Origin of the sequence: Cupriavidus taiwanensis (genome assembly GCF_900250115.1) — a bacterium.
Classification (GTDB): domain Bacteria; phylum Pseudomonadota; class Gammaproteobacteria; order Burkholderiales; family Burkholderiaceae; genus Cupriavidus; species Cupriavidus taiwanensis_B.
In genome coordinates, this window is the sequence record NZ_LT984803.1 from 1,084,794 (window position 1) to 1,101,280 (window position 16,487).

A 16,487-nucleotide genomic window follows, 5' to 3' on the forward strand; every position below is an offset into this window, starting at 1 on the left:
ATGGGCGAGTGGTTCGACACGCGGCAGGTGGCTGCGCTGGCTGGCCGGGAATTCCGCGAGCGCATGCGCAACCGCTGGGTGCTGGCGGTGGCCGCGGTGTTTACGGCGCTGTCGCTGGCGATCGGCTACTTCGGCGGCGCCGAGCAGGGCGTGCTGGGTCCGCGCTCGCTGGAGTTCGTCATCACCAGCCTGGCCAGCCTGGTGATCTACCTGGTGCCGATGATCGCGCTGCTGCTGGGCTTCGACGCCGTGGTGGGCGAGCGCGAGCGCGGTTCGCTGGATCTGCTGCTGTCGCTGCCGCTGACGCGCGGCGAGCTGCTGCTGGGCAAGTACCTCGGCCTGGCCGCCGCGCTGGTGCTGGCCACCGCCGGCGGCTTTGCGCTGATGGCGCTGCTGCTGGCGCGCCAGTTCGGCTGGGCGGGGCTGTATCACTACCTCGGCTTCGTCGCCAGCGCGGTGCTGCTCGGGCTGGCGTTCCTGAGCCTGGCGCTGTGGCTGTCGGTGCTGAGCCGCGACCGCGCGCAGGCGTCGGGGCTAGCGATCGGGCTGTGGTTCTTCTTCGTGCTGGTGTTCGACCTGCTGCTGCTCGGCATGCTGGTCGCCGGCAGCGGCGCGGGCGCGCAGCACGCCGCCACCGACTGGATCGCGTGGCTGCTGTTGCTCAACCCCGCCGACCTGTTCCGCATCGTCAATGCCTTTTCATTGGACCAGCTGCGCAGCGCCGGAGGCGTTGCCAGCATCGTGCCGCCCGCGCTGGCCAGCCCGTGGCCGACCGGCGCGGCGCTACTGGCGTGGATCGCCGTGCCGCTGGGACTTGCCGCCAGGAGTTTCCGCTGATGTGTACCCCACCGTGTACCCCGTTCTCATGGCCTCGCCGCCACCTGTTGCTGACCCTTGCCGGCAGCGCCGTGCTGATCGCCGGCTGCGGCCGCAAGCCGGAAGCCCCGGCACAGCCGCAAGCGTTCGACGCCACCACCGCCTGCGCGCTGGACGGCATGCTGCTGGCCGATTACGGCGGGCCCAAGGCACAGGTGTTCTATGCCGGCGAGGCGCAGCCGCACTGGTTCTGCGATACGGTCGAGATGTTCCACGCGCTGCTGCGGCCGGAACAGCTGCGGCCGGTGCGCGCGGTGTTCGTGCAGGACATGGCCCGCGCCGACTGGGAGCGGCCGCGCGGCCACTGGCTCGACGCCACCACCGGGATCTACGTCGCCGGCAGCCGGCGCCACGGCGCGATGGGGCCGACGCTGGCGAGCTTCAGGACGGAACGCGACGCGGCCGCCTTTGCCGCGCGCCATGGCGGGAAACTGCTGCGCTACGCCGAGGTGACGCCGGAACTGGCCGACCTCAGCGGCGGCGCCATGCATGACAGCCGGATGTAGCACGGCGGGCTGAGTGCCCGCCGCGGTTGCTTCAGTTGTTGCTTGCGCTTCAGTTGCCGCTGCCCGACACCAGCCGGCGCTGGCGCACCGACTCGGCCAGGCCCTCGAGCACCTTGACCGAGTCGTCCCAGCCGATGCAGGCATCGGTCACCGACTGGCCATAGGTCAGTTGGTCGACCGGCTGGCCCTGGACGTGGTCCTGGCGGCCGGCCACCAGGTGCGATTCGACCATCACGCCGATGATGCGCTGGTCGCCGGCGGCAATCTGGCGGCCGATCTCGGCGCACACCGGGATCTGGTTCTCATGCTTCTTGCTGCTGTTGGCATGCGAGGCATCGATCATCAGGCGCGAGGCCAGGCCGGCCTTGGCGATCGCATCGCACGCTTCCTGCACGCTGGCGGCGTCGTAGTTGGGCGCCTTGCCGCCGCGCAGGATCACGTGGCAGTCCTCGTTGCCCGAGGTCGACACGATTGCCGAATGCCCGCCCTTGGTCACCGACAGGAAATGGTGCGGCTGCGACGCGGCCTTGATCGCGTCGACCGCGATCTTGACGTTGCCATCGGTGCCGTTCTTGAAGCCGACCGGGCACGACAGTCCGGATGCCAGCTCGCGGTGCACCTGCGACTCGGTGGTGCGCGCGCCGATCGCGCCCCAGCTGACCAGGTCGGCGATGTACTGCGGGCTGATCATGTCGAGGTACTCGGTGCCAGTGGGCACGCCCATCTCGCTGATGGTCAGCAGCAGCTCGCGCGCGGTGCGCAGGCCGTCGTTGATCTTGAAGCTGCCGTCCATGTGCGGATCGTTGATCAGCCCCTTCCAGCCCACCGTGGTGCGCGGCTTCTCGAAATACACCCGCATCACCACCTCGAGCTCGCCCGCGAAGCGCTCGCGCTGCACCTTGAGCAGCTTGGCGTATTCGAGCGCGGCGCGGGTATCGTGGATCGAGCACGGGCCGATGATGACGATCAGCCGGTCATCCATGCCGTGCAGGATGCGGTGCATGGCCTGGCGCGCGCCGTAGATCACGTCCGAAGCCTGTTCGGAGCAGCCGAACTCGCGGATCAGGTGCGCGGGCGGCAGCAGCTCCTTGAGTTCGCGGATGCGCAGGTCGTCGGTGTTCTTCAGCATGATGGCTCCAGAATTCTTGTGAGGTCGTGAGTGTGTGGGAAAACAAAGGGGTATAAAAAAACCGCCAGGGTCGCTGGCGGTTTTTTTGTATTCGGGGCGCTGCTTACAGCCATCCCTCCCTATCCGCCAGCGGTGTGAGATCGCCAAAAAAGTAAAAGTAAAACTTAGCGGACATGGCGGAAAAAGGCGTTGGCTTGGGTCAGCTTGAAACGATTTTCTTCGCGGGCGCTGGATTTATGCTGCACTGCGTGGCAGAAAGGCAGGAAATTGCGCGCCGCTTCGATAATTTTCGTTGCGCATCGGCTGCTGGCCGCGCGACGAAGCATCTTTATAGCGCCTTTTGCCAGGGTTGGCAAGTGTCGTCGCAGCCATGCAGTGCGCTGGCGCACCGATCGCATCGGGTTTCCGGCATGGCCTCGCCAGCCTGTTTTCATGGCCCGCTTTTCGCGCTTTCCGCGGCATCGACGGTGGCTATATTGGAAGCGGGGAGCGGTGGTACGGGGAGGTGCATCATGAGCGTCGATGAAGCGAGGCTGAATGCCTTCATGGAGAAATTCGTCGGCGACATCGGCGCGGTGATGCATGCCGCGACCGTGGTCGTCGGCGATGAACTCGGCCTGTACAAGGCCCTGGCGGAAAAACCGATGACCGTCGCCATGCTGGCGGCCAAGACCCATACCGACGAGCGCTACCTGCGCGAATGGCTGTCGGCGCAGGCGGCCAGCGGCTACGTCGACTATGACGCCGACTCGGGGCAGTTCAGCCTGAACGAAGAGCAGGCCTATGCGCTGGCGCAGGAAGGCAGCCCGGCCTTTATCCCCGGCGCGTTCCAGATCGCCGTGGCGCAGTTCCGCGCGATTCCGAAGATGATCGACATCTTCCGCAATGGCCGCGGGCTGGGCTGGCACGAGCACGATCCCGCGCTGTTCCACGGCACCGAGCGCTTCTTCCGCCCCGGCTATGCGGCGCACCTGGTGCCGGATTGGATCCCGGCGCTGGACGGCATCGCGGCGCGGCTCAGGGCGGGCGCCATGGTGGCGGATGTGGGCTGCGGCCATGGCGCGTCGACCATCATCATGGCGCAGGCGTTTCCGGCGTCGCGCTTCGTCGGCTTCGACTACCACGAGCCTTCGGTGCGCCATGCGGCCGAGGCCGCGCGCCGCGCCGGCGTGGCCGAGCGCGTGCGCTTCGAGGTGGCCAGCGCCAAGGACTATGGCGGCACGGACTATGACCTGGTGGCGGTGTTCGACTGCCTGCACGATATGGGCGATCCTGTGGGCGCGGCGCGCCACGTGCGCGAGAGCCTGCGCGCCGACGGCGCCTGGATGATCGTCGAGCCCTTTGCCAATGATGCGCTCGAGCAGAACCTGAACCCGGTGGGCCGGGTGTTCTATTCCGCGTCGACCTTCATCTGCACGCCGGCGTCGCGCTCGCAGGAAGTCGGCCTGTGCCTGGGCGCGCAGGCGGGCGAGGCGCGCATGCGCGCGGTGGCGGAGCAGGCGGGCTTCGGCAGCTTCCGGCGCGCGGCGCAGACGCCGTTCAATCTGGTGTATGAAGTGCGGCCGTGAGGAGTGTGGCCGGGAACTGCGGCCTCCGTGCTTGCCGCCTGGGTACTCCCTCTTCCCCATGAGGGGAGAGGGCGAACACCTTGCCTGGGCCAGCTCGGGCGGCTTGGGAGCACCCGCAACCGCTGGCGTCGATCCGTGTGGTTGCCTGCTCAGGCCGTCCCGCCCACCGTCATGTTCTCGATGCGCAGCGTCGGCTGGCCCACGCCCACCGGCACGCTCTGGCCTTCCTTGCCGCACACGCCCACGCCGGAATCCAGCCGCATGTCGTTGCCGATCATGGTCACGTCCTTGAGCGATTCCGGGCCGTTGCCGACCAGGGTCGCGCCCTTGACCGGGTAGCTGATCTTGCCGTCCTCGATCATGTAGGCCTCGCTGGCCGAGAACACGAACTTGCCGTTGGTGATGTCGACCTGGCCGCCGCCGAAATTGACCGCATACAGGCCGCGCTTGACGCTGGCGATGATCTCCTGCGGATCCTTGTCGCCATTGAGCATGTAGGTGTTGGTCATGCGCGGCATCGGCAGCGCGGCATAGCTTTCGCGGCGCGCATTGCCGGTGACCGGCATCTTCATCAGGCGCGCGTTGAGCGTGTCCTGGATATAGCCGCGCAGGATGCCGTCCTCGATCAGCGTGGTGCACTGGGTCGGGTTGCCTTCATCGTCGAGGTTGAGCGAGCCGCGGCGGTTGGCCAGCGTGCCGTCGTCGACCACGGTCACGCCCCTGGCGGCGACACGTTCGCCCATGCGGCCGGCGAACGCCGACGAGCCCTTGCGGTTGAAGTCGCCCTCCAGCCCGTGGCCGACCGCCTCGTGCAGCAGCACGCCGGGCCAGCCGGGGCCCAGCACCACGGTCATCGCGCCGGCCGGGGCCGGGCGCGCATCCAGGTTGACCAGTGCCGACGACACCGCCTCGTCCACGTACTGCTGCAGCAGGTCATCGGTGAAGTAGCCGTAGGCATAGCGGCCGCCGCCGCCGGACGAGCCGATCTCGCGGCGCCCGCCCTGTTCGGCGATCACCGTGACCGAGACCCGCACCAGCGGGCGCACGTCGGCGGCGATCACGCCGTCGCTGCGCGCCACCAGCACCACGTCGTACTCGCCGGCCAGGCCCGCCATCACCTGCACCACGCGCGGGTCCTTGGCGCGCGCCATGCGCTCGATGCGCTCCAGCAGCGCGACCTTTTCCGCCGCGCTCATCGAGTCGAGCGGGTCGTTGGGCGCGTACAGGTTGCGCCCGGCGTGCGTGGCCAACTCGCCGGCGACCTTGACGCGGCCGCTGCCGGCGCGGCCGATGGTGCGGGTGGCGGCTGCCGCCTGCGACAGCGCGGGCAGGCTGATTTCATCCGAGTAGGCGAAGGCGGTGCGGTCGCCCGAGACGGCGCGCACGCCCACGCCCTGGTCGATGCTGAAGCTGCCTGACTTGACGATGCCTTCTTCCAGGCTCCAGGCCTCGTTGCGGGTGTACTGGAAGTACAGGTCGGCGTAGTCGACCTTGTGCGTGAAGATATCGGCCAGCACGCGCTGGAGCCTGGCTTCGTCGAGGCCGTACGGCGCCAGCAGCAGTTGCTGCGCGGTGGCCAGGTTGCGGATTCCGAGATCGCCGGCGTTCATGAGAGGTCCTTTTTTTCCTTGGGCCGCGCGGGCTGGCCGGCGCGGCAAACAATCCTGTGGGCAAGGGCGCCATCGGCCCCCGCGCTTGCGTACATGCTACAGCACCCGGTGCCGCAGTGCCGGCAGGTTCTGCCGGACTTCCTCCAGCCGCGCCGGGTCGATCACGCCGCCGACCACGCCTTCGCCCTCGGGCAGCATCGCCAGCACTTCGCCCCACGGGTCGACCAGCATCGAATGGCCCCAGGTGCGCCGGCCGTTCTCGTGCTTGCCGCCCTGCGCCGCCGCCAGCACATAGCACTGGTTCTCGATGGCGCGGGCGCGCAGCAGGATTTCCCAGTGCGCCTGCCCGGTGGTGTAGGTGAAGGCGGCCGGCATCAGGATCAGGCTGGTGCCGCCGTCGGCGGCCAGGCCGCGGTACAGCTCCGGGAAGCGCAGGTCATAGCACACCGACATCGCCACCCTGCCACAGGGCGCGTCGAAGCTGACGGGCGTGCGCCCGGCCAGGATGGTGCGCGATTCGTCATAGCTTTCGGTGCCGCGGGTAAAGCCGAACAGGTGGATCTTGTCGTAGCGCGCGATGCGCTCGCCGCGCGGGTCGAAGGCGAGGGAGGTGTTGTACACGCGCTGCGGGTCGTCGCACCACATCGGCAGGGTGCCGCCCACCAGCCAGATGCCATGGCGGCGCGCCGCGTCGGCCAGGAACTGCTGCACCGGGCCGTCGCCGTCGTGCTCGCGCACGGCCACCTTGTCGGATTCGGCGCGCCCCATGATGCAGAAGTACTCGGGCAGCAGCACCAGCTCGGCGCCGCCGGCGGCGGCCTCGGCGATGCGCGCCTCGGCGCGCGCCAGGTTGGCGTCGAGCGAGGTGCCGGTCACGGTCTGGACCGCGGCAACGCGGAACGGGGCAGGGCTGGCTGGAGTCATGGGGGCGGCATCTTCTTCTAGCGCGGGAAGGCCGGATCCGCGCGGTTCTGGAAGGTCGGGCCTTGCGCCTTATTGTCCTCCACTTTGCCGACCTGTGGGTTGGCCCAGCTGCCCGAGATGCGGTAGTGCTGGGTGAACATCTTGGAGAACTCGTCGGCGAACAGCAGTTGCGCGGCGAGCGTGCCTATGCCCAGCGCCGGGTTGATGAAGGCCGCCGCGATCGACGTGGTGGTGGCATTGATGCGCGGCACCACCGCCACGCGCAGGTCCTGGGTCTCGCGCAGCAAGTTGGCGGTGCCGCTCATGCTGGCGATGATCTGCGGGCTGCGCAGCTGGAAGTCCTGGATCATGCCGACGCCATTCTCGATGGTGCCGCTGCCGGTGATGCGGTCGAACAGCAGCCCGCGCCCGGAGAGCGTGCGGAAGTCCAGCGTGGCAAAGCGCAGCAGGCCCTGCAGGCTGAGCACGCCGAGCAGGCGCGCCGCGCCCGGATCGACGCTGAGGATCTGGCCGTTCTCCAGGTCCAGCGACAGCTTGCCGGTCAGCGTCGGGTAGTCGATCGACAGCGGCGAGCCGCGCCACGCCACGCGGCCCTCGAGCTTGCCCTTGCCGTCGCTGAGCGTATGCGGCAGCCCCAGCCGCTCCAGCGTCGCGCCGGCGTCGCGCATGTCGATGGCGAAGGACAGCAGCGTGCGGCGCTCGGCGCTGGCGTCGGCGCGCAGGCGGCGCGGCACGCGCCAGCTGCCGTTGCCGGTCAGGGTGGCGCCGGGCTGCTCGATCTGCAGCTTGTCCAGGGTCCAGACCGGATCGGTGCCGCCCGCGCCGGTGTCGGTATGCGCCTTGACTTCGAGCTTGCCGAAGTCGTGGCCGCGCAGCATGAACTGGTCGGCGACCAGGTCGATCGCGGGCAAGGTGTCGATGCTGCTGGCCAGCGCATCGACCACGTTGTGCTCGTCGTTGGCGTCCGGCACGTTCAGGCGCGCCAGGCGCAAGCGCAGCGAACCGGCGGCAGCCGTCGCGCCCGGGCGCCATTGCAGCGCGCCGGCAATCTGGCGCGAGTCGACCCTGGCGTTCCAGCCGTCGGCCTCGCGACTGGCGTCGAGCACGACCTCGTCCAGCGTGCGGCCCATGCCGTGCAGCGCGCGCGCGCGCAGCGCGATCCGGTTGGGCAGCAATGGCGAGGGCGACTCGTCGGCCCCCGCGCCGTCAGCGCCACCGGCGAAGGCCGCGCGCCAGGCATCGATATCGAGCTGGTCGAAGGTGGCCGCGGCGCTGACGCCCGCCGCCGGCAGCGGCGCCGCCTGCTGCACGCCGATGCCGCCCGCCAGCACTTCGAAGCCGTTGCTGGCATTACCACCGCTGCCGCCGCCATCGCGGCGCAGCAGGAAGCGGGCATTGAGCACATTGCCCAGCTGCAGCGCCAGTTCGTCGGTGCCGGCGCGCGCGGCATTGGCCGCAGGCGCGGCCGGGCGCAGTTCCACGCGCAGCGGCAATGCGGGCGCGGCGGCCTTGGCCAGCGGCGCCGGCAGCTGCAGCGCCATGCCATTGAGCTCGGAGTTCAGCTGGACCTGCAACTGACGTTCGCGCACGCCGATCACCGCGCTGTAGCCGGTGGCGCCTTCCAGCCGCGCCGCCAGCGGCGCCAGCGCGCTGCCCGCGGCGGCCTCGCGCAGCCCGGCGGCCGAGGCCTGGCCATTCGCGCTTACGCGCGTGGCGCCGTCCGGCTGGGTGCCGCCGGCAAGGCGCAGCTCGCCGCCGAGAAAGCGCGCGCGAATGTTCTCCAGCCCGAAGCCACGCTCGTTGAAGGTGATGACGCCGCTGGCATGGCCCAGCGGCGGCAGTTGCGGGCTGAGCACGACATCGTTGCCGGGAAAGCGGAAGCGGCCATCGACCCTGGCCGCGTCGGCGTGCTCCAGCGGCATCTCGAGCCCGAGCTTCAGCTCGCCGTTGCCGCTGGCCCTGGCCGCGTCGGCCACGTGCCCGGTCCACTCGCGCACCGGCGACGCGTTGATGTAGCGCACGAAGCCTTGCACCGGGCCGGTGGCGCTGCCGTCGATGGCGAGCTTGCCGCGCGGGCTGAGTTCGTCGATGCGGCCGCTGACGTCCTGCAGCGTGACGCCGGCAATGTCCTGCACGGTGGCGCGGCGCGCCAGGAAGGTCATGCCGCCGCGGTCGAACACCACGCGCCCGGCGATGTCGGTGAACACCGGCCATGCCGATGCGCCGGGAGTGCCGTGCGCCGGCTCGTGGCTCGCCACATGCGGTGCGATCTGGTAGCTGACGTGTTCGATCGGCACTTCGACGCGGAACTCGCCCGCCTTCTGGTGCGGCGCCTGGAACGGGAAGTGCGCGAGATCGCCGCGCAGCACGAAGCTGACCCCGCTGGCCTCGCCGCCCGCGAGCGCGCCGGACAGGTAGTGGCGGGTGGTGGCGGGAATGCTCAGCGGCAGGTAGCGCGGCACCCGCGCCACGTTCGCGCGGGTCATCTCGCCGGCCAGGTCGGCGATGCCCGAGACCCCGTCGCCGCCCGCGCGCCAGGTGCCGCGCACCGAGCCGGCGGCGTCGGCATTGGCAAAGCGCACGCTGTCCAGCGTCACCGCGAGCTTGCCGTCGCGGTGCTGCCAGCGCACGTCGCCGCCGATCTGGTCGAACGCCAGGCGCGGGTCTTCGAACAGCCCCGGCAGCACCAGCGCCGCGTCGTTGCCTTCGAAGCGCGCCGAGCCCTGCTGCTCGTCCAGGGCGAAGGTGCCCGACAGGCGCGAGAAGCCCGGCGTGCCGAGGCGCGCATGCCCGGCGGCGTCGAGCGCCGGCACCGCCGGCTGGCCGTTGACCGAGACCTCGCGCAGCGTGCCCTGGATGCTGTAGTGGGGCTTGCCGCCGCCGCGCTCGAGCATGCCGGTGCGCGCGCGGGTCCAGCTGAGGTTGAGGTTGTCGATGTGCCCTGCCGGCTGCAGCGCGCGCAACTGGCGCAGCACCGCGGTATCGATCGGCATCGAGGTGGCCAGGGCGCGCACCGTGTTCAGGTCCAGCGAGGGCGCCTTCAGCGAGAACTGGTTCAGGCTGCCGTCCTTGGCCCGGGCCCAGCCGATGGCGACCTTGCGCATGCCTTCGCGCCAGCCGCCGTCGGCCACCGCGGGAGCGTTGCCGTGATCTGGCACCGCCGGCTGCTGGGGCTGCAGCGGCTGCCATAGCAGTGTGTCGACGGTGAGCAGGTTGCTGCCGTCGCGCTCGGTCCGGTGCAGCAGCAGGGCTTGCGCATTGGCCAGCCGCAGCGGCGCGGCGGCGCCGGCCAGCTGCAGGTCGACGCCGCTGGCGCGCAGCCGGGTCTGGCTGCGCACGATGCGCCCCTGGCGGAATTCGATGCTGCCGTCGGTGCTGAAGGTGCCGCTGGCGACCCGCTCGAACATCGCCAGGTAGCGCTGCAGCACCGGCAACTGCAGCTGGCCGAGGTCCCAGGTGGCCTGGCCGGTCCAGTGGCGCCAGTTGCCGGCGCTGTGCAGGTAGTCGTCGCGGAAGGTCGAGCGCACCTCGAGCGGGCGCGGGCCCAGTGCCGGCGAGCGCGCTTCCAGGTCGAAGGTGTGGCGCGCGCCGTCGCGGCGGGTGTCGAGGCGGATCTCGCCGATGTCGAGCCGGGGCAGGCCCGCCTTCTCGTCGAGCCAGCGCAGCCTGCCGTCCGACAGCGCCACGCGCCCCTGCGACATCAGCCAGCCCAGGAAGCGGTCGTCGTCCTGCTGGCCGCCGGTGGCATCGACCACCATGCCGGCGACCAGCAGCCGGCCCTGCGGGGTGCGGCGCACCAGGATGTCGGTGCCGCTGGCGCTCAGGCTGACGAACTGCAGGTTCATGCTGATCAGCGAACGCCACGCCAGCTTGCCGTCGAGCGTGGCGGCCGACAGCAGCGCGCGCTGCTGGCTGTCCACCACGCTCAGGCCGCGCGCACGGAAGGCGGGGTGCCAGCCGTCCCAATAGGTATCGAGCGAGCCGATCCTGACCTGGGCCGACAGCGCCTGCGAGCCGCGCTGTTCCAGCCACTCGCGCGCGGCGGAGGCCTGCGGCCACAGCACGAAGCGGATCAGCAGGCCCGCCGCCAGCGCCAGCACCGCCAGCACCAGCGCCAGGCGCACCAGCGCGCGCCCCAGGCCACGCCAGAACCGATGGCGCACGGCCGCCGCGGCCGCGCGCGCACCGGCGCGTGCCAGCGCCCCTGCGCCCGCCCACGTTGCGCTGCGGCGCGCGGCGTCAGCGGTGTCGATGCGAGGGGACACGGTGGGGGTGGCGGGCAGCGTGGTGGCGGCCTCGTGCCCGCCCGCGCCGCCAGTGGGGGGAGAACCGTCAGCGGGTTGTGGGGCGCGGCTGGACATGCGCAGATTATCCGACAATACTAGCCGCTCTCCAATCTGGTGCCCGGCCGGCTGAAACAACAATGCGCAAGCGGCGCGCACCGCAGCGGCGCTGGCGCGTCCGCGGCGCGAACGCCACGGCGCAGCAGCCAGGTACCGCTGGCCGCATCTTTCGCACCTTTGCTCGCATTTCAAATACTGGAATGACTGACTCTGATCCGACGAGTTCCGCCGCTGGCGACGCTGCTGAACAACATGGCGCGCGCGCCACACCGGAACCCGCCCATGCGGCGTCCGTCGCACCGGGGCAGGGCCCCGGCACCATGGCCGCCGGCGCCTTTGCCGTCACCGCGGCGCAGGCGCCGCAGACGGACGGCGAAGTGGCCCCGTCAGGCGGCGACGTATTGTACTCGGCCGCGTATTCGCACTACGCGCGGCGGGTGCTGCAGGCCCGCCCGGAACTGCCGGAGATCCTTGCCGCGGCGGTGGCCCAGCCGCTCACGCGGGCCTGGATGCAAGCACGGCTGCAGGCGTTGCATGCGCCCTCGGCCGACACCGAAGATGCCGCCAAGCGCGCGCTGCGCCGGCTGCGTGCCGAGGTCATGTGCGCGGTGATCGAGCGCGACCTGCGCGGCCTGGCCACGCTGGGCGAGGTTACCGGCGCCATGACCGACCTGGCCGAGCTGGCGATCCAGCACGGCCTGGCGGTGCTGGGCGACGATCTTGCCGCCACCTTCGGCCGCCCGGTCGGCGCCCACAGCGGCGAGGTGCAGGAGCTGGTGGTGGTGGGCATGGGCAAGCTGGGCGGGCGCGAGCTCAATGTCTCGTCCGATATCGACCTGATCTTTCTCTATGACGAGGACGGCGAGACCGAGGGCGGCCCGCGCACCCTGTCCAACCACGAGTACTTCATCCGACTGGGCCGCCGGCTGATCAACCTGCTGGCCGACGTGACCGCCGACGGCTACGTATTCCGCGTCGACATGCGGCTGCGTCCCAATGGCGACGCCGGTCCGCTGGCCTGCAGCCTGGGCATGCTGGAGGAATACCTGGTGGTGCAGGGCCGCGAGTGGGAGCGCTATGCCTGGATCAAGGGCCGCGTGGTGTCGGCGCTGGACTCGCCCCATGCGCAGCGGACCGCGGCGCTGCTGTCGCGCCTGACCTCGCCGTTCGTGTTCCGGCGCTATCTCGACTACGGCGTGATCGCCGCGATCCGCTCGCTGCATGCGCAGATCCGCAGCGAGGCCGCCAAGCGCAGCGGCGGCCTGCCCGGGCACGGAGTCAACCAGCGCTCGTTCAATATCAAGCTGGGCCGCGGCGGCATCCGCGAGATCGAATTCATGGCACAGGTGTTCCAGCTGATCCGCGGCGGACAGGATCCCGCGCTGCGCATCCGGCCGACGCTGGAGGTGCTGGCGGTGGCGGTCGAGCGCGGCCTGCTGCCCGTCGCCCAGGCCGAACAGCTGGGCGATGCCTATCGCTTCCTGCGCCAGCTCGAACACCGGCTGCAGTACCGCGACGACGCGCAGACCCACCACCTGCCCACGGCACCGGACGAGCAGCAGGCGGTGGCGCGGATGATGGGCTGCGCCGACTGGCCGGCCTTGCTGGCGCGGCTGGCCGAGCTGCAGGAACCGGTCGCGCAGCAGTTCGAAGCCACCTTCTCCGACCCCGACGCCGGCCCGTGCGAGGCGCTGTGGCCGGACATCGTCATCCACGACAGCGCCGCGCGCGCGCAGGACAACGCCCAGGACCCGTCGCACGCTGAAGGCGACAGCGCGGTGCCGTGCCAGCGGCTGCAGGCCGCCGGCTTTACCGACTGCAATGCGCTGCTGGACCGGCTGCGCTCGATCGCCGCGTCGCTGCGCTATCGCGCGCTGTCCGAAGCCAGCCGCGCGCGCTTCGACCAGCTGGTCAACCGCGCGCTCGACCTCGCCGCGCGCCAGGACGATGCCGACAGCACCATCGGGCGCTTTATCGACTTCCTCGAAGCGATCAGCCGGCGCGCTTCCTACCTGTCGCTGCTGTCCGAATACCCGCAGGCGATGGACCGCGTCGCGCAGACGCTGCATGCCTCGCGCTGGGCCGCGGCCTACCTGACGCGCCATCCGCAACTGCTGGACGAGCTGCTCGACAGCGACGCGCTGGCCGGCGCGCCCGACTGGGCCGCGTTCCGCAAGCGCCTGCATGAACGGCTGCTGGCCGCGGAGGGGCAGGTCGAGCAGCAGATGGACATCCTGCGCCGCGAGCACCATGCCGAGACCTTCCGCGTGCTGCTGCAGGACCTGCAGGGCATGCTGACGGTGGAGCAGGTGGCCGACCGCCTGTCGGACCTGGCCGATGCCATGCTCGAGGCGACGCTGGAAACGGTGTGGCGCCAGCTGGCCACGCGCCACCGCGAGCTGCCGCGCTTCGCCGTGATCGCGTACGGCCGGCTGGGCGGCAAGGAGCTGGGCTATGCCTCCGACCTGGACCTGATCTTCCTGTACGACGACGAGCACGAGCGCGCGCCCGAGGTCTATGCCGCCTATGCGCGCCGCCTGATCACCTGGCTCACCAGCCATACCGCGGCCGGTGCGCTGTTCGACGTCGACACGCGGCTGCGCCCCAACGGCGCGGCCGGCCTGCTGGTGACCAGCTTCGACGCGTTCCGCCGCTACCAGCTGCGCCAGGGCGACAACACCGCCTGGGTCTGGGAACACCAGGCGCTGACGCGCGCGCGCTTCTGCGCCGGCGACGCCGCCATCGGCACGCGCTTCGAGGCGCTGCGCGGCGAGGTGCTGTGCCAGGAGCGCGACGCCGCGGCGCTGCGCGGCGAGATCGCGCAGATGCGCCGCAAGGTCGCCGAGGGCCATCCGAACCCGACCGAGCTGTTCGACCTGAAGCACGACCGCGGCGGCATGGTCGACATCGAATTCACCGTGCAGTACCTGGTGCTGCTGCACAGCCGCGCCCATCCGCAGCTGACGCGCAACGCCGGCAATATCGCGCTGCTGCGCGAGGCCGGCGCGCTGGGCCTGATCGATGCCACGCTGGCGCTGGCGGTGGGCGACGCCTACCGGCTGTTCCGCGCGCGCCAGCACCAGCTGCGGCTCGACGGCCAGGCCCATGCGCGCGTGGCGCCGGCATCGATGGCGGCGCAGACCGTGGCGGTGCGCACGCTGTGGCGGACCGTGTTCGGTGAGGACTGACGCCGCGGGGCCGCCGGCACCCGCCGGCGCATCGTGGTCGGGGCTGCTCGCGGCGGTGGCGCTGGTATGGGCGCTGTCGGCGGCGTTTACTTTCCTGCCGTGGTGGCACGCGCATGGCCTGTACCTGCGCGATGCGGTGCGGGTCGAGGGACAGTGGTGGCGCCTGGCCACGGCGATGTGGGTGCACCTGGACGGCCATCACTGGCTGGCCGACATGCTCGCCGCCACCGGCGTGCTGGCGATCTGCGCGCGCGTGGCACGGGTGCGCGGCCTGTTGCTGGTGCTGGTGGCCTGCGGCATCGCGGTGCAGCTGGTGCTGCTGCGCGTGCCGGCGATCGCCTGGTACGGCGGGCTCTCGGGCGCGCTGCACGGGCTGGCGCTGTGGGGCGCGCTGGGGCTGCTGCGCGCGCCGGGACTGGCGCGCCTCACCGGCGTGCTGCTGTGCCTGGGCGTGCTGGCCAAGGTCTGGGTGGAACAGTCGTGGCTGGCGCCGGTGGCGTTCGATCCGGCCTGGGGCTTCGGCGTGGTGCGCGTGGCGCATGCGGCCGGCGCGGTGGCCGGCCTGCTGTGCTGGGTCTTGCAGGAGTGGTGGCTGGCGCGGCGGCCGGCGCGCGAAAATGGCGCCGCCGCCTGAGCGTTAGCCCCGGCGCCGCAGCGCGAAGCTGAACAGGCCCGCCACGGCGAGCAGCATCGCACTCCACAGCGGCACCGCGCCGCCGCCGCCGTCATCCGCCGCCGGCGCCGGCGCGGCCTGCACCGGCGGCATGCCCAGCGCGGCCAGCAGCGCGCCGTCGGCGTCGAGCAGGCCGGCGCCGCACACACCCGGATTGGTGGTGCAGAACGTGCCGGAAGGATGCGGACGCGCCGAGCTCTTCAGCGCCGCGGTGACCTGCGCCGGCGTCAGCGAGCCGTTGAGCGTGAACATCATCGACACCACGCCCGAGACCATCGGAACGGCGAAACTGGTGCCGGCCGACGACGCCACCACGTAGTTGCCCAGCGCGGTCTTGCCGTCGTTGCTCAGCGTGCGGATCACCGATGGCGTGACCGTGCAGCGGCCATCCACGACCTGCGAATTGCCGCAGCCGCCGCCCGGCGCGCTGATCGCCACCTGCGGGCCGACGTTGGCATAGCTGGCGTTCTCGCCGCTGTTGGCGTGCGCCGTGACCGCGATCACGCCGCTGCAGTCGGCCGGCGCTTCGACCGCGCCGCGGTTGTTGCCGGCCGCGGCGACCACCACCACGCCGCGCGCGTTCAGGTCGTTGACCGCCTGCTGTTCGATGCTGCTGCAGGTGCCGCCGCCCAGGCTGATATTGACCACACGCGCCGGCGTCGGGTTGTCCGGTACGTTCGGCACCGGCAGGCCGCCGGCCCAGCGCATGCCGTCGACGGTGTCGGACAGCAGCGCGCCGCAGCGTCCCGAGACCCGCACCGGCAGGATGCGCGCATTCCAGTCGACGCCGGCGATATCGCGCGCGTTGTTAGTCAGCGCCCCCAGCACGCCGGCCACGCGCGTGCCATGCCAGCTGTTGTTGGTCGGCTCGGGCGTGGGCGTGCTGCTGCCCGGGCAGGTGAAGCCGGCCGGCAGGTTGTCGCCGGCATCGGTGGGGTCGCCGTCGCGGCCGTCGCCGTCATTGGAGACCGTGGTGGTGCTGATGAAGTCGAAGCCGGACAGCAGCCGTCCCTGCAGGTCGGGATGGGGCAGGATGCCGGTGTCGACCACCGCCACCACCATGCCGCTGCTGCCGCGGGTGCGGTCCCACGCGCGCGGCAGATTGACGCCGCCGACTGCGGTGCCGGTGCCCTTCAGGTACGGCTGGTTGACCTGGAACTCGGGATCGTCGGGCAGGGTGTCGTGCAGCCGCAGCCAGCGGTCGGGCACGGCATCGGCCACGCGCGGGTCCTGGCGCAGCCGTGCCGCCGCCGCTTCGGGGTCGGCGGCAAGGGCGTCGGCAACCTGCAGCAGCTGCAGGTTGCCGCCCATGGCCCGGCGCACCGACAGGGCGATGCCGGTGCGTTCGCTCAGCTGCTTGAGGGCTTCGGCGGCAGCGGGCGACTTGCCGGCGCCGCTGCCGTCGACCGCGGTGCTGCCGTCGCGCCAGCGCACGATGATGTGGCCGGTATAGGCCGGTGCGGACTGCGCCCCGGCTGCGAGTGCCGCGCCGGTCGGGACCGCGCCGCATGCGGCGGCGGCCAGGGCGATGGCCCGCCAGCGGCGGGCCGCGAAGTTGCGGCGGAACACGGACAGCGCGGATTGCGGCATGGATTTCCTCCTCCCTGGGCGTAGCGCGCGGGCCGGGGCCGGCGCGTGGGCATGTTATGTAGCGAATACGATCCAGCCGG

Annotated in this window: 11 protein-coding genes; 5 read left to right on the top strand and 6 right to left on the bottom strand. The window is 71.1% G+C overall.

What is annotated here, in order from left to right:
* Positions 1-837 (top strand): ABC transporter permease, encoded by an 837-nt coding sequence (locus CBM2586_RS05290; protein WP_373424214.1) that lies wholly within the window; start codon positions 1-3, stop codon positions 835-837.
* Positions 837-1,382, top strand: coding sequence for a nitrous oxide reductase accessory protein NosL (locus CBM2586_RS05295; RefSeq protein WP_115662550.1), 546 nt, complete (start codon positions 837-839; stop codon positions 1,380-1,382). The genes CBM2586_RS05290 and CBM2586_RS05295 overlap by 1 nt, the downstream gene beginning before the upstream one ends.
* Before the next feature lie 49 nt (positions 1,383-1,431).
* Here the strand turns inward: CBM2586_RS05295 and aroG are convergent, their stop codons facing one another.
* Together aroG and CBM2586_RS05305 are read right to left on the bottom strand one after the other, a co-directional pair.
* The gene (gene aroG, locus CBM2586_RS05300; protein ID WP_115662549.1) at positions 1,432-2,511 is read right to left on the bottom strand and encodes a 3-deoxy-7-phosphoheptulonate synthase AroG; all 1,080 of its coding nucleotides are present in this window, start codon (positions 2,509-2,511) and stop codon (positions 1,432-1,434) included.
* A 164-nt stretch (positions 2,512-2,675) separates the two neighbouring features.
* The gene (locus tag CBM2586_RS05305) at positions 2,676-2,945 is read right to left on the bottom strand and encodes a hypothetical protein (RefSeq protein ID WP_145987390.1); all 270 of its coding nucleotides are present in this window, start codon (positions 2,943-2,945) and stop codon (positions 2,676-2,678) included.
* 78 nt (positions 2,946-3,023) lie between these two features.
* Here CBM2586_RS05305 and CBM2586_RS05310 point away from each other — a divergent pair, with 78 nt between their 5' ends.
* A complete protein-coding gene (locus tag CBM2586_RS05310) occupies positions 3,024-4,079 on the top strand; it encodes a class I SAM-dependent methyltransferase (RefSeq protein WP_115662548.1) in 1,056 nt (351 codons plus the stop codon).
* Between the two features lie 149 nt (positions 4,080-4,228).
* On the opposite strand, the gene tldD is transcribed toward CBM2586_RS05310, so the two are convergent.
* From tldD to CBM2586_RS05325, 3 genes are all read right to left on the bottom strand, one after another.
* Positions 4,229-5,689 (bottom strand): metalloprotease TldD, encoded by a 1,461-nt coding sequence (gene tldD / locus CBM2586_RS05315; RefSeq protein ID WP_115686976.1) that lies wholly within the window; start codon positions 5,687-5,689, stop codon positions 4,229-4,231.
* A gap of 96 nt (positions 5,690-5,785) precedes the next feature.
* Complete coding sequence (locus CBM2586_RS05320; protein WP_115662546.1) at positions 5,786-6,613, bottom strand: carbon-nitrogen hydrolase family protein; 828 nt, start codon at positions 6,611-6,613, stop codon at positions 5,786-5,788.
* 17 nt (positions 6,614-6,630) lie between these two features.
* The gene (locus tag CBM2586_RS05325) at positions 6,631-10,974 is read right to left on the bottom strand and encodes a YhdP family protein (RefSeq protein WP_172587061.1); all 4,344 of its coding nucleotides are present in this window, start codon (positions 10,972-10,974) and stop codon (positions 6,631-6,633) included.
* A 182-nt stretch (positions 10,975-11,156) separates the two neighbouring features.
* Between CBM2586_RS05325 and glnE the strand changes: the two genes are divergently transcribed.
* Positions 11,157-14,144 (top strand): bifunctional [glutamate--ammonia ligase]-adenylyl-L-tyrosine phosphorylase/[glutamate--ammonia-ligase] adenylyltransferase, encoded by a 2,988-nt coding sequence (gene glnE, locus CBM2586_RS05330; protein WP_115686978.1) that lies wholly within the window; start codon positions 11,157-11,159, stop codon positions 14,142-14,144.
* Positions 14,134-14,778, top strand: coding sequence for a rhombosortase (rrtA, locus tag CBM2586_RS05335; RefSeq protein WP_115662545.1), 645 nt, complete (start codon positions 14,134-14,136; stop codon positions 14,776-14,778). Before glnE ends, rrtA begins: the two co-directional genes overlap by 11 nt.
* Before the next feature lie 3 nt (positions 14,779-14,781).
* On the opposite strand, the gene mprA is transcribed toward rrtA, so the two are convergent.
* Complete coding sequence (mprA, locus tag CBM2586_RS05340) at positions 14,782-16,407, bottom strand: MprA protease, GlyGly-CTERM protein-sorting domain-containing form (RefSeq protein WP_115662544.1); 1,626 nt, start codon at positions 16,405-16,407, stop codon at positions 14,782-14,784.
* Positions 16,408-16,487: the final 80 nt, after the last annotated feature.

Coding starts and splice junctions, on each gene's coding strand:
- mprA (WP_115662544.1), bottom strand. CDS start 16,407: ATGCCGCAATCCGCGCTGTCCGTGTTCCGCCGCAACTTCGCGGCCCGC.
- CBM2586_RS05305 (WP_145987390.1), bottom strand. CDS start 2,945: ATGAAAACAGGCTGGCGAGGCCATGCCGGAAACCCGATGCGATCGGTG.
- glnE (WP_115686978.1), top strand. CDS start 11,157: ATGACTGACTCTGATCCGACGAGTTCCGCCGCTGGCGACGCTGCTGAA.
- CBM2586_RS05320 (WP_115662546.1), bottom strand. CDS start 6,613: ATGACTCCAGCCAGCCCTGCCCCGTTCCGCGTTGCCGCGGTCCAGACC.
- CBM2586_RS05325 (WP_172587061.1), bottom strand. CDS start 10,974: ATGTCCAGCCGCGCCCCACAACCCGCTGACGGTTCTCCCCCCACTGGC.
- CBM2586_RS05310 (WP_115662548.1), top strand. CDS start 3,024: ATGAGCGTCGATGAAGCGAGGCTGAATGCCTTCATGGAGAAATTCGTC.
- CBM2586_RS05295 (WP_115662550.1), top strand. CDS start 837: ATGTGTACCCCACCGTGTACCCCGTTCTCATGGCCTCGCCGCCACCTG.
- aroG (WP_115662549.1), bottom strand. CDS start 2,511: ATGCTGAAGAACACCGACGACCTGCGCATCCGCGAACTCAAGGAGCTG.
- tldD (WP_115686976.1), bottom strand. CDS start 5,689: ATGAACGCCGGCGATCTCGGAATCCGCAACCTGGCCACCGCGCAGCAA.
- CBM2586_RS05290 (WP_373424214.1), top strand. CDS start 1: ATGGGCGAGTGGTTCGACACGCGGCAGGTGGCTGCGCTGGCTGGCCGG.